Genomic DNA, 12691 nt, shown 5'->3' with positions numbered 1-12691 from the left:
GTGTGGTAGGCAGAATCTGCCACGCTGATTGCCGACAGTTGAACGCAAATGGCAAAGCCCAAGCAAACGATCTTGTTGCTTGGGCGTATGGCGAAAGAAATCGAAAAAATGCTCACAATAAAAGTGACTGCCGTAACAGTCACTTCCGATTTGTCTTGTTATTAGATTTTGATCTTCGCCTCGTTTGGTATGGCGGCCTAGCCGTAAACGGTACAGGAATCTACTCGCTGTTAGGCACTTACAGCGAGTAATTATCGGAGCGTTTAATGCCAAAGCGACACGTACCTCTTCACACAAAGCGTCGTTTGCTTGTGATGAAGGGGTAGTGTAGGCGCAAAATTTATCATTAAAAAAGGGAAAATAATCAAAATGTATAAATAAGTACTTATAGAGATTTAAATATTTATGATATGAGGTGTATATATGACCAGTGAATCAAACAAAGAAAATATTATTGCTAATAATTTAGAAAGCACCCTAGCTCAATTTATCGAAGAATTAAATGAATACAGCAACAAAAAGCAGGCATTTCTAGATGAATATTACCCTATCGATATTCCAAATGAAGTTTGCAATTATGCTTTCATACAAGGAATAAAATTTGAAAATAGTTTTAAACCTAAAGTTAATGATTTTGTACATTTAATGGGCTGGGATGATGAAGAATTATTTTTATGGACACATACTAAAGATACATATACTGCGTTGGTTTCTAAAGTTTCTATTCGTGTAAAAGAAAAAAACTTTTGGAAGAATAGCGGAAGAGTTATTCAATTAGCATATGCTTACTCAACGGATTTTGAGCATAATATGGAAATAGATTATAAATGGTGTTATTATTTTGATTCTAATAAATCAATTTCAGAACAAGAAATATACGATTGTGATGAACTAGACAGGCACTGCTTATTGAATGGTAATATATTGAAACTCTCTGACTTATCTAGCTTTTTTCCAATTATAGAGCTACTTTTACGTGATGATAAAGCATATACTGCCATAAGTAACTTTTATACATCTATGCAAACACATTATTGTTGTTTGATATGCGAGTTAAATCGATTCCCATATAAAAAACATCCAAGCCATGAACCAAAAATTTGGGAGCAAGCAAATATAATATCTGATTTTGAATCAGCTATTGTTCAAGCTTGCCGCTGTGTCGAGGCATTAATAGGTAAACCCCCTAACAAAGAAAAAGCAAACCGTTTTTTAGAACATAAACGAAAGTGGATTAATGAAATTGGTATAAATCCGGATGACGAATTCGTAAAAGGTAAAACTACATATATAGATTTCTACTATAAACTCTTTGACCTTAGAAATGAAGCTGCCCATAGTTATGGAACAATACCTTTTGACCTTGAGAGATTACAAACTGTTGAAGCACAATGTTTTGCTTCATTATTACTTGATGGATACATTAAAAAAAATATCTTATCAAGTGAGATTGTTACAGAGAAACTTAAAATAAATCAAAAACTGATAAATCAAGTTGATCATAAAATGAGTACCCCTAGAACATTTCCCTGGACTGATTAAAATTTATTACTTAATTTAAAAAACGAGCCTTTAACCAAATTAATTAGTTAAAGGCTCTATTAAGAAAACAATTAATCCATTGAAAGCTTCGTCTGATATCGTTTCTTAGGAATTGATTCATCTGGTTCTTCAAAGTCTCCTGTTCGTTCTCGATTTTGCACACGCTCAATTCTCTCCCTTTCCCCCTCCAACACCGGCTTAAAATGCTTCAGCTCGTCCTTCCCATACACATAAGCCCTCACCGTCTGATTTTCAGATGCAGCTGCATGGAGAAACGATGCTTTTGCCTCTCGCACTTCGCTAAATCCAATAATCGGTGCATCCGTTTTCTTATGATACAGCTCAATGACTGGCTTAGGCATATGCACTTCACGCAACGCGAATTGCTCTGAAAAGCTCTCATACATCATCGCTGCTGTTGGTTGCGGGTCAATCACATTCATCAGTAAAATGACCTTATCTTTTAGCATGCCTTCATTAATGACTTCTCCTCGTTCGTCCATTAAATGCTTCGTTTGACGGTCGTACTTGGCGATTTCAAAGCCATTGTAACGTGCATCAAATACTTCAATCGCAATTTTAGGCGCTTTTACATAAGAAAGGGCTGGTAAATGTTTGGCCAACCGCTCAAATGAAACCGCCTTGCTTTCTAGTTTTGGTTCCTGAATGATTTGTTCTAATTGCTCATACAGTTGTGGGTATAGCACAACATCTAGCGTGGCTAACGTCTTTTCAAGCGTCGCCTGAATCTCAAATAACGCCTTTCGCATTAATTCCGTATCTTTTGCCCATGTTGCAATATATCCTAATGAAAAATGGCTCGTATCAAAGCCTAAATACGCCATTGTCGCACAGGCAATCGATTCTGCTTGCGCCTCCTTGTGGGCACGTGTTGCTTCACGATAATCACCGCTACGCCCGTGCAGCTGAGCATGAGCAAATTCATGAATAAGCGTACTTAATTTAGCAACAGGATTATGTTCACTCGCATTAATGATAATTTCATTGGTCGATGGCACAAAGTAACCACGCCCTTCTTCATGAATCGAATATGTCTTCTCCGCAACATGCAACTGCTTAAATTGGTTTAAATAATGTTTAAACTGATCGTATAGCCTCTGGGCATCCTCATCGGTTTGAAATCGTTCATTTACAAAATCTCTAGTCGTTTTAAGTGGCTCTCCTGCTGTTTGGGCAATGTCAAAAACCGTTACCCATTTATATCGAACTAAGACGTTCTCCAGCTTTAGCTCGCCGTTTTCATAAACAGGTTGCTTTGTTTTCGGGTCGAGTACTGGCTGCTGCTCAAAAATAGGGGCACGAATTTGAATACCCTTCTCCCCTTTTTCTACATAACGCTCATGCTTTTTCCATGCTTGAAAGCCAGCAACATAAGTGGCTTTCGGATTTTGCATAAAAATGAGAATTTGGTTATCTACCGAATACTGGCGCATACTTGCCATGAAAGTTAAGTACCGCTTAAATTCAGCTTGGTTCGCAAATTGCGTCAGCTGTTCTTCAAGCCTTGTCGTAAGCTCTTTTGTACGTTCCTCATATGAGTTAGGTCGTAAAGGCATTACGCCTCACCTCGCTTTTGATATAAAGGCACATAACGCTGTTCGTTTTCAAATGGCACTTCTAAATACGCAACAATGTCGTATGAAAGTAAATCTGGTACTTCTACAATCGTCAGTAAATCACGCTTATCACGGTAAATCGGCTTATCACTAAACTCCACTTCTTCACGTCGATACATTTCTCCAACCTCCTTCTTTATTTCAAAAGTAGAAATTTCCACTTTTGAAAGGTATATATTTCTACTTTTGTTATTTATACTTTTATCAAGTATATTTTATTTACTAAGCTTAATCGTTGCACCTTCCACTCGCTTACCGTCTTCATCTAGCTCATACAAAGTAACATTATCTTTATCTTGCTGTTCAATTTCATAAAAATAATCTCTTTTTACTTCTCCATCTTTTTTATCAACAATATGCAATTGATTTCCTTCTACTTCCCATTCATAAGAAAATTTCATAGCTCCAAAATCCATTGTTAACAAATCATTGTCTTTAAAATCAAAAGAACCTGCTACACCATCAGATCCGTTTGCATCCCATTCACCCTCTAAATTCAATTGACTATCCCCACAAGCTACTAATAAAAACGTTAATAATATAATAGGCAACACACGCATCCACTTCATCACCTTAGCCTCCTATCTATTTTAAAAGTCGCATCATCGAAATACGGGTAGCTGACTTTCCAAGAGAAATCCCTCCTTTGGCACCTCCACTTGAATACCACATAGAACGAAGTACACTAGGACCACGAATAATTAATACACCGCAACCGATGATTAACATGAAGTCGTACCAACTATCAAAGTTAGCGAGCAACTGGACAATGGCTGCCATGAGTAGCACTTGCGTCACGATACTAACAATCTGGCTTAAAAATTCACGCCACCACACTTCACTAAAATCATAGTTTTCAGTCGCAATGGTAATCGCTGCAAAGACACTAAATATCTCTAAAATAATGAGGTCCACATGGTACACGCAAATTTTGAACGTGAAAACGATAAACACGACAACTAAAAATAGTAGCAGTAACGTAATTGCCATCGTGCCCGATCCAAACACATCTACGACCATGGAAGATTCAATTGAATTCGTAATGATGTCTGAGGAGCTGCCAGCAATTTCAACAAACATATACTCCATTAATGGGTACAGAATTTCTTTCACCACAAAATACAAAATAACCGGTAATAAAAACACCATGACGCTTGCCTTTAATGCACTAACGATAATTTCAGCAATATTACTTTCATTATTGGTCGCTTCATTTAACATGGCATTCAATATTCGAAACAGCACAATCGCCACAAGTAACACACCACCAAAAACAGCAAAAATGCGATACACATCTAAAAACAAGCCACTGAGCGCCTCATGGTTAAATAGCACCTCTGCTAAAAACTTAAAAACCGCTGTCAGTAAATCATTTAACCATTCATTTAACATATCCATAACTTTATCTTGAATGAAATTCACTACAGCTCACCTCATTTATTAGGCTCACTTCCTGAAATATTTAAGTCACCGTTTAATTCCTCCATTGCACTCTCAAATGTGACCTCCTGCTCCACGACTTCAAAGCCGAAAAAGTCCTTCTCTAACTGTTCCTGCTCAGTTTGCTTCGCTACTGCCTTTTTCGCAATATCTTCCTCAAATGCTTGCTGAGCGAGCGTCAACTTTTGTAGTTGCTCTGCTGAAGGCTTTGCATGATAGCCAAACTGACTGACCTCATATTTTTCCGTTACACCAGGGAACAATTGAAACTGAAAGGCTTTCTTTACTTGAATTGGTGGCTTATGCTGAAATAAAATGATGCCCATATCAGCCGGCATTTGCATAATTTCCCCTGCTGTCATTAAATCACGTGCAGCAAAGCTCTCATTTTCGCTCATGCTACTCGTCCGATTTTCCTTACCATACTGCTTCGATTCAGATTCTGTATCTACTTTAACGGTCGTTTTATCAAGCAAGTCCTTAAAATAAGTAGCCGTTGTCCGATTGGCAGCGTTCAAGCATAATTTAATCCCGCAGTTCCCTAAAATGGACTCTGCCTTTTTATCGCCGTAACGATCCTGAAGCTGCGAAATCGTTTGAATAATCGTCGCAACACTAATGCCGTAACCACGACACGTTGCTAAAAATTCCTCGTAATTATCAAACTTCCCGAGATTGACAAACTCATCTAAAATAAAGTTCACGTTCCGTGGCAATCTCGCATGGTGCAGTGCTGCTAGCTCGTACAATTCATTAAATAACTGACTAAAGAACAAGTTCACTAAGCTCTGCCACGACTGGTCCATCAATGGAATAATGACGTACAGCATCATTTTCTTCTGCCCGATATCCATCAAATGAAAATCGCTGAAACTCGTAAATTCAGCCACTTCGCTATCAATGTAGTCAGAAATGGTCGTAAGGAGCGACACAATAATACTGCCCTGCATTTCCTGCTTCGCTTTTTTATAACCTAGCTCGTAAGCTCGTCTTGCTGGATGCTTAAAATCAAGCTGTAAAAATTGTTTGTCGAGGTCACTGTCCCCGTGACCATCCTCGGTATCAAACGTTTGCAAAAACTCTAATAACCCACGCATATTGCGGTGCTTCGGCTCTAATTCATGAATAGCGTATAAAATGAGTGCTTTTAAGAGTGCACGCTGCGAGTAATACCAAACGTCTCGCTTACCGTCTTTATTGGCACTATCAACCATCTTCGTCGCAACTGTGGTCGCCTGCGTTTCCTTACGCACATAATCAAGTGGATTATGCCGGTCGCTCGCCTGCATGTTCATAAAATTAATGACGTGTACCTCGTAGCCCTGTGCCTCTTTAATCGCTGCCGTTTTCTCGTACACCTCAGCCTTTGGATCTGTTATGACAATGCTGTTCTCGGTTTCATATAAAACATTCGTCATAACAAAGGACTGCGTTTTATAACTCCCAGGTCCACCAACGACCATAATATTTCGGTTCGGCTTTGATTCATTTGGCTGGATTAACACTTTTTTATTGTAAATACCTAAAATAGTGCCATTCACTTTACATCACGCCCTTTAAGTGACTGTAAAAATGTTTCACGTACATCCTTCTCTGATTTTGCAATAAAATTGCCATCTAATATTTCCTTCTCCTTCGCCCAACGTGCCGAGCCGTGATACGCATTTTTCTCGTGAATATCCCAGCCCTCTTTCTTCTGTTTACGCCGAATTTGAATAAAGGCGCTATACACTAAATTTAGGAGCGTTAACAAGATGAATAAAGGATTTCTATTCGTCACATAGCCTTCAATCGTTTGGATTGGATGAAACAAAACCTCTTTTATACTCACAAACAGCGCCTCTGTCGTAATAGCGAGCTTCAATTCACCTAGCAATAAAATTAAATCAACGAAAAATATAATAACCACTTCAAAGAGAAGGAAACTAACGAGAAACCAAAGAAGTTTCTTCATACACCGTCTACCTCCGTCATGTTGCCAATAACTTTAAATTCACCAATCACGTACCGTTCCTCGTCTCTTAGAGCTTGTACCTCATACAATTGACTGCCATGATTCACAAGCGCACCGTCTAAATAGTAATTCGTCGTCGTATACACTAAAAACGTATGAGGCACGGCTGGATTCATATAAACCTGCACTTCTTCTAGCTCATTTTTCATTTTCACAACAGGTGCTGCAAGAGAGGATGCACCTTTGAGCTTGTTCAGTACACTTAATTCGACAAAATTTGACATTTCATTAAAACGGGTCACATACGATTCATTGTCATAGTTCAAATAAACGCTAAATACCTTTTCGACAAACTGTACTTCCTCGCCTGTAACTTGAAAGCCTGTAACCGCCGAAAGCTCTTCATTTTCTAAAGTGAGTGCCTCCAGTTCCTCATTCTTTCGCTCAATCGTTTCCTTTAAAGCTTGCTTATCATTCACAAAAACAACGACGGAACCTGCTAATATCAAAATGATGAGTAACAGTACGCCGAAAACAATCCCTTGCCTCATCCTCCCTCACCTCCCGCAAAATTAACGACACGACCATAACCGTATAAATGCGCCTGCCAGTACGGATCATTTAAATCGGTGAAACCAATCCCACCACCGTTCGCATCAAACATTTTGCCATTCCCCACATACATACCGATATGGGTCACGGGTCTGCCTGCATTGTACGTGCCGGTGAAAAATATGAAGTCGCCGGGCTGCAATTCATCAGCCGTAATTTTTTGCGACACATTGTATTGTTCCTGAGCAGTACGAGGTAAATTCACACCAATTTTCCGAAATGCCCACATCATCAAGCCGGAGCAATCAAAGGACGTCGTCGGGCTCATCCCGCCAAACGTGTACGGATAACCGTCAAATTGAACCATCGTTTCATACACGACTTGAAAATTTGCCGAGGCATTTGCAATGTCAATGACTTCACCCTCTCGCATCGTTCCAACATAACGCTTCACGTGAGCGACATACTCAGGGTCACCATAGCTCGACCAACCGAGCTTATCAGCTTGCTGCTCTGAAAACGTTTGGGCTAATGCTGCTGAATGCTTACCACCATTGGCTGCAACAAAATCCATATAACCCGAACCGTAATTATAGCTTTGAATGGCTGTGTCTAAATCGACGCCTAAGCGCTCTCGTTTCGCGAGTACCTTTTCAAAATGTGCAACACCAACTTCAATGGAATAAACGGGATCTGTAATCGTATTCGGTGGCAATCCAATGGACTCACTCGCCTGCATCACATCGAGTGAAGCTGTACCACCGCTTTCCTGCATCATAATGGCAAGCACTAATGGTGTATGCTCTTCTAACTCATATTCTAAAAGTGCACCGTGCACTATTTCCTCATACTGCAAAACAGCTTGCGACAGTTGGCTGCCGATGGTGTATTGCCCTGTTGGTGGCTTCATATCCTCTGCAACAAAAGCTAAAATGAGGATGAAAAACAAAAAGAACGGTGCAAATACAAGCCACAACAACTTCCGACCACCTTGTGAAAATAAAAGCTTCGCCATTAAAAATTTCATCGACTTAGCCTCCCTTTAACCCTTGAATTTTCGCCTCCAATTCTTGAATTTTCGTTTGCTGTACCTTCAATTGATCGGCCTTGTTTGCTGAATTCTCAGATTCGAGAGCTATTAATTTTTCCTTCGCTACGACAAGCTCACTCTCCGCCTGTGTGAGTTCAATCGCACGCTTCAGCTCGGCATCCTGCGTCTTATTGAGTATTTCCCGAGCACCTGCCATATCACCGTTTTTCACAAATGTTTGCCCCATACGCTTTAACGTCTGTTCGTCTGAAATAAACGGTAAATCGGCTGACATTTGTGCTGCATCATAACTGACAATAGCTTTTTCATGTGCGAGCTTTTGCGAGTACGCAGATTCCCCTTGTGAAAGTGTCAAATCAAGGAGCTCTTTCTCCTCTCCCTGCTCATATAAAGCGGTGATGATTTCCTCTAAAACGGCTGGCTCCGTATCAAGTGCAAGTTGCCATTCTTCCTCCTCTATTAACTTAGTTGCCACTTCTTTTGAAGAATCCCCTAGTTCAAAAAATAACGGAATGGACTCCTCAAATTGTTCGTCAGCAAATAATGTCTGTGCCTCTTGCCGTAACTGCTTCTGCTCATAATCTTTTGTTAGTGTCGAAAGAGCCTCTGCTTGCTGTTCATTAGCATCTTGCTTTACATAGAAGGTACCAACTAAGCCAAGTAACGCTGTTAAAACAACACCTAAAATCATACGAGAACGCCATATCTTCCGTTCAGCTGTTTGTGTCTGCACGGTATGATACGCTACGAAGTCATAAGCTTCGGTTAATAAGAGCTGCATGTCTTCAATTGTTTGTGCCTGTAAAATCGAATGCACCAAATCATTCGCACGCTTCGTTAAATACTCAGGCTCTTCTAAGCATTTTTCATATGGTTGATTTGTTAAAATCGTTAAGATTAATGCCTTGTAGCGCTGTAAATGCGTATATTTTTCCTCACGTGGCATTTGTCGGTTCGCTCGGTAGCCGTAACGAATCGTCGACATCGGATGATAATACACCGTTGCAGGATGCAAGCTAACGAAGCTTGAAGTCTTCGTCACAATCTCATCAAGTAATATCGCTTGGGCAATAGCAAGCTTTACAACATAAGCCTCCTGTTTAATCGCCACAATGGGCTTCAAGTGCTCTACAAAATGAAAAGTCATGACGACATGCCCTTCATTCTCCTCAATACTTCGAAATGATAGAAACGCATCATTCCGTGTATCGCGTAAAAACTGTTCGACTTCTTCCAATCGGTCATAACTAAATTCATTACGATGGATCGTAAATTGGGCTAGTTCACGTGTTAATTTAATGCTGCCAAATGAAAAATTGTAAATCTTGGTCGCACTCATACTAGCACCTCCTAACGATTTAAAATAAATGGTTAACTTATAAATACAGTAATACCAATAGGTTAACCAGTTAACCAAATAAATTTATATTTCGTATACTTTTGTTAGGTAGAAATTTCTACTTAACAAAAGTGGAAATTTCTACTTTTCAAAGTTCTTCATTTCTAGTGCCTCTTGTCGCTCGAGCTCTGTCATACGAATACGCTCCTCGTAATTCGGTGTAATGGCTGCACTAACCTCATATAACTCCTCATAACGAGCTGGATCTTTCAATCGTAGTTCTTCTTCTGTCAGTTCTACCTGCATAAACGCTCGCTGTGTACCATGAATAATGAGTGCCTCGCCTTGCTTACGACGCTCTAATAATTTCTTTTCCTTATCACTAAAGGTCATGCGTAGCTTTTCGGTAATATCATCTACGCCCTTATTATCAAGACCAAAAAATACTTTCGTATAACTGTTCCCAATGACAGCCTCACCAACATTTTGACCATTGGCCATCTTCCCATCAAGCACATCTTGAATTTGTTGCGTACCGGCAATTGCCCCCGCATTGTACTTTCGAAATCGTTTATATGCCTGGTAAAAGAAACTCGCTGCATCTGGATTTTGTGTTAAGAAATGAAACTCATCCACAAACAGCTTCACATTTTCACTTGTATTTTCCGTAATGTTATCCCATAAATAACTAAACGTATTTAAATACGCTGCTCCACGCGCGTCAGCTTCATTTTGCAACGGCTTTAAATCAAACGATAAAAGGTCACTTTGTAAATTAATATTCGTATGCCCATTAAAAATCGTTTTACTACCATTCACATAGCTCTCCAAAATATAATGAAAATCCTCAATCCGTGCATACCGGTCAGCGTCACGCGCCTTTAAAGCAGCAATTGCCTCATAGACGTCCGATAAAATCGGATATGCTGTGCTGGGAATCTCTCTAAAGCTGTTATACTTCAAAATCCCTGCATCTCGGTACACTTCACGTAACACAGCATCTAAAATCGCCTTTTCCACCTGCGTAATATCCTGCTTCAATACTTGAAAGAAACCGAGAAGACGCTGAATTTTATCTTTTAAAACCATATCCAAATCAACAGGTCCCTCGTCCATGACTTGCTCAGAAAACACTTCTAATGGGTTAATCTTTGTACTCGAATTACTGCTTAAATGGACGACTGTTCCACCTAAATGCTCGACGATGTTCGTGTATTCATTTTCAGGATCGATAATAAACACCTTCACGCCCCGAGCAAAATAACGTAAAATCTTCTGCACCATATAAGTGGTCTTACCGACACCACTCGTCCCAATGACAACCATATTTTGATTAAGCGTGTTTTTACGGTCCAAATAATCAATGGCAATTAAGCTACCCGTATCTTTGTTCACGCCTTCTACATCACTACGTGGGTTAATCGTTAAAATTTCGGCATCATCAAATGGAAACATACTGCTCGCTGCCTCCGTATTGGACTGCTTATACGTGTAGTCTCCAAGCAGATTTTCTAAAATCGGCATCGCACTCCAAAACGTTTGGTACATTGCCTTAATCGGTGTCATTGCCTTTAGCTGCAATTTCACGAGCGTATTATGAACGGAATCACTCAAGGCATTCAGTTCTTCCAGCGACTTCGCCTGCAAATAAATATACGTGTACTGATAAATGTAGCTCGACTCATTTTCAAGAAATTTCATCAATTGATGCTCAGCTGCTTCAACCTGCTTTTCAAGCTGGCGTTTTTTCAGCGGGTCAAACGTCTTTAATAGCTCAGCCTGTTTATTTTTTATCGTCTTATTATAGTGCTCGACCATTTTCGTCGAATTGGATGACTCTAAAAATTGCACAATCGTAATGTTGCCCTTCTTACGCTTCAGCTCTGACAACCAGTTGCCGTATCGACTCTTTGGGTAATCAATAATCGCAAGCACACGAATAAAATTATCACCGGACTCAATATGGTCCGCACATTCCTCCCATGAAAACGGATAAATCATATCTAAGCTCGACCCATCCAGTACGTCACTAAGTGCTTGTTCCTTTTCCACGTGTGGCTGCTGTCGTCGTTTAAACATGCCATCACCTCCTAGTGATTGGAGAAGTTGAGTAAATGCTGTAACACCTCACGACACTCCTTTGCTGTTAGCTGCCGAGCCTCCACATCATACGTACTCAGTGCATTCTCTAATTGCCGAATAAAAAGTAGCACCTTTTCTTCCAAATAGATCGCTGTTTGCTCGAGTGACGCCAAATGCTTTTTCGGTATTTTTTCATGCAGTACGACAATATGTGTCTTTGTCGTCATTTCCTGTGAAGATGCAACGCCAGAAAATGTATCTACATAGCTCGCAATGAGGGCTAGCTTTGCTTCATTTTCCGGCTCCTCCTCTAGTACCGTTAAATAACGATGCTGCCAAAATAAAATATACTCACTAAAATCAACAGGCATCGTAATATCAAGGTATTGCTGCACCTCCTCACTATTTTCACCGAGCGTCGACATTAAAAAGGCGTTAAACTCATCAAAAACATCCTCTTGCTCGGTCGTTGTGAGTAAATCTAAATTAATACCCGTCACTTTCAGCAATACGACTAAATAGCCTCGTTTTGTCACGAGAAAATCATTGTACTGTGCTTCAATTAAAGACATTTCCTGTAGGCTCTTCTTACCTTGATCGAGCGTTTTCGGCTCATCATCAAATACATAATCGTCTATTGGCTTTTTCTTAGGACCGAACAACTTTTCCCACAAACTAATCACCGCCTTACTTTAAAAAGCGATTCTGTTTCTTCCGTATATAAAAGAGCTTTTGTCTACTCGTAAATTGATTGCGTAGCTTTACATAATCCTGAAAACGAATATTCGGCCTGTGGCGAATTGGTCGAGAAGATAAGAAAGCTAAAATGATAATGAGCACAATTAGTAAAAGCATGAACTTAAACAGCATGAGCCACACGTTATGTGGTGGCAAAGCGACAATGATTAGTCCAATGACAATCGGTGGCATTAGATATAGCAGTAATTCCTTCAGTGTAATCCCTAGAAAAATCCCGTAACCCGACTCTACATTCTCAGGGAACACAAACTTCTTGCCTTTATGCTCTGCCATTCTCTACACCTCGCAAAAGTAGAAATTTCTACTTTTGTTAAGTAGTTTTTTCTACTTATTAA

General features: G+C 39.8%; 13 protein-coding genes. 1 reads left to right on the top strand and 12 read right to left on the bottom strand.

Features of this window, described 5'->3' with window-relative positions; all coding sequences use genetic code 11:
- Positions 1 to 423 precede the first annotated feature (423 nt).
- Positions 424 to 1542, top strand: a complete 1119-nt coding sequence (locus MKZ25_RS19745; RefSeq protein ID WP_340803089.1) for a hypothetical protein — start codon at positions 424 to 426, stop codon at positions 1540 to 1542.
- A 71-nt stretch (positions 1543 to 1613) separates the two neighbouring features.
- Here MKZ25_RS19745 and MKZ25_RS19740 read toward each other — a convergent pair whose 3' ends face one another.
- From MKZ25_RS19740 to MKZ25_RS19685, 12 genes are all read right to left on the bottom strand, one after another.
- A complete protein-coding gene (locus MKZ25_RS19740) occupies positions 1614 to 3119 on the bottom strand; it encodes an ArdC family protein (protein WP_340803088.1) in 1506 nt (501 codons plus the stop codon).
- Entirely contained in the window at positions 3119 to 3298 is a 180-nt protein-coding gene (locus tag MKZ25_RS19735) for a hypothetical protein (protein WP_126992091.1), read from the bottom strand. The genes MKZ25_RS19740 and MKZ25_RS19735 overlap by 1 nt, the downstream gene beginning before the upstream one ends.
- Positions 3299 to 3394: 96 nt before the next feature.
- Positions 3395 to 3748 carry a hypothetical protein gene (locus MKZ25_RS19730; RefSeq protein ID WP_340803087.1) on the bottom strand — a complete coding sequence of 118 codons (354 nt, stop codon included), beginning with the start codon at positions 3746 to 3748 and terminating at the stop codon, positions 3395 to 3397.
- A 16-nt stretch (positions 3749 to 3764) separates the two neighbouring features.
- Positions 3765 to 4601, bottom strand: coding sequence for a conjugal transfer protein TrbL family protein (locus tag MKZ25_RS19725; protein WP_340803086.1), 837 nt, complete (start codon positions 4599 to 4601; stop codon positions 3765 to 3767).
- Positions 4602 to 4612: 11 nt separating this feature from the next.
- A complete protein-coding gene (locus tag MKZ25_RS19720; protein WP_340803085.1) occupies positions 4613 to 6160 on the bottom strand; it encodes a VirD4-like conjugal transfer protein, CD1115 family in 1548 nt (515 codons plus the stop codon).
- Positions 6157 to 6573 carry a hypothetical protein gene (locus tag MKZ25_RS19715; RefSeq protein ID WP_340803084.1) on the bottom strand — a complete coding sequence of 139 codons (417 nt, stop codon included), beginning with the start codon at positions 6571 to 6573 and terminating at the stop codon, positions 6157 to 6159. The genes MKZ25_RS19720 and MKZ25_RS19715 overlap by 4 nt, the downstream gene beginning before the upstream one ends.
- Positions 6570 to 7124 carry a hypothetical protein gene (locus tag MKZ25_RS19710; RefSeq protein ID WP_340803083.1) on the bottom strand — a complete coding sequence of 185 codons (555 nt, stop codon included), beginning with the start codon at positions 7122 to 7124 and terminating at the stop codon, positions 6570 to 6572. Before MKZ25_RS19710 ends, MKZ25_RS19715 begins: the two co-directional genes overlap by 4 nt.
- Positions 7121 to 8152, bottom strand: coding sequence for a bifunctional lytic transglycosylase/C40 family peptidase (locus MKZ25_RS19705; RefSeq protein WP_340803082.1), 1032 nt, complete (start codon positions 8150 to 8152; stop codon positions 7121 to 7123). The genes MKZ25_RS19710 and MKZ25_RS19705 overlap by 4 nt, the downstream gene beginning before the upstream one ends.
- A gap of 4 nt (positions 8153 to 8156) precedes the next feature.
- Entirely contained in the window at positions 8157 to 9515 is a 1359-nt protein-coding gene (locus tag MKZ25_RS19700) for a hypothetical protein (RefSeq protein WP_340803081.1), read from the bottom strand.
- Between the two features lie 141 nt (positions 9516 to 9656).
- On the bottom strand, positions 9657 to 11594 hold the full coding sequence (locus MKZ25_RS19695) for a VirB4 family type IV secretion system protein (protein ID WP_340803080.1): 1938 nt from the start codon (positions 11592 to 11594) through the stop codon (positions 9657 to 9659).
- Between the two features lie 11 nt (positions 11595 to 11605).
- On the bottom strand, positions 11606 to 12271 hold the full coding sequence (gene trsD / locus MKZ25_RS19690) for a TrsD/TraD family conjugative transfer protein (protein WP_340803079.1): 666 nt from the start codon (positions 12269 to 12271) through the stop codon (positions 11606 to 11608).
- Positions 12272 to 12284: 13 nt separating this feature from the next.
- Positions 12285 to 12629: a conjugal transfer protein gene (locus tag MKZ25_RS19685; protein WP_340803078.1), complete on the bottom strand. Its 345-nt coding sequence runs from the start codon at positions 12627 to 12629 to the stop codon at positions 12285 to 12287.
- Positions 12630 to 12691: the final 62 nt, after the last annotated feature.

Source organism: Solibacillus sp. FSL W7-1464, from assembly GCF_038004425.1.
Classification (GTDB): Bacteria; Bacillota; Bacilli; order Bacillales_A; family Planococcaceae; genus Solibacillus.
Note: the sequence above shows the minus strand (reverse complement) of the source record. Positions and strands in the feature narration are given on the sequence as shown.

What these genes read in the sequence shown, in the direction of transcription:
- MKZ25_RS19685 (WP_340803078.1), bottom strand. Translation starts at nt 12,629, where the DNA reads ATGGCAGAGCATAAAGGCAAGAAGTTTGTGTTCCCTGAGAATGTAGAG.
- MKZ25_RS19740 (WP_340803088.1), bottom strand. Translation starts at nt 3,119, where the DNA reads ATGCCTTTACGACCTAACTCATATGAGGAACGTACAAAAGAGCTTACG.
- MKZ25_RS19745 (WP_340803089.1), top strand. Translation starts at nt 424, where the DNA reads ATGACCAGTGAATCAAACAAAGAAAATATTATTGCTAATAATTTAGAA.
- MKZ25_RS19710 (WP_340803083.1), bottom strand. Translation starts at nt 7,124, where the DNA reads ATGAGGCAAGGGATTGTTTTCGGCGTACTGTTACTCATCATTTTGATA.
- MKZ25_RS19715 (WP_340803084.1), bottom strand. Translation starts at nt 6,573, where the DNA reads ATGAAGAAACTTCTTTGGTTTCTCGTTAGTTTCCTTCTCTTTGAAGTG.
- MKZ25_RS19730 (WP_340803087.1), bottom strand. Translation starts at nt 3,748, where the DNA reads ATGAAGTGGATGCGTGTGTTGCCTATTATATTATTAACGTTTTTATTA.
- MKZ25_RS19705 (WP_340803082.1), bottom strand. Translation starts at nt 8,152, where the DNA reads ATGAAATTTTTAATGGCGAAGCTTTTATTTTCACAAGGTGGTCGGAAG.
- MKZ25_RS19695 (WP_340803080.1), bottom strand. Translation starts at nt 11,594, where the DNA reads ATGTTTAAACGACGACAGCAGCCACACGTGGAAAAGGAACAAGCACTT.
- MKZ25_RS19700 (WP_340803081.1), bottom strand. Translation starts at nt 9,515, where the DNA reads ATGAGTGCGACCAAGATTTACAATTTTTCATTTGGCAGCATTAAATTA.
- MKZ25_RS19735 (WP_126992091.1), bottom strand. Translation starts at nt 3,298, where the DNA reads ATGTATCGACGTGAAGAAGTGGAGTTTAGTGATAAGCCGATTTACCGT.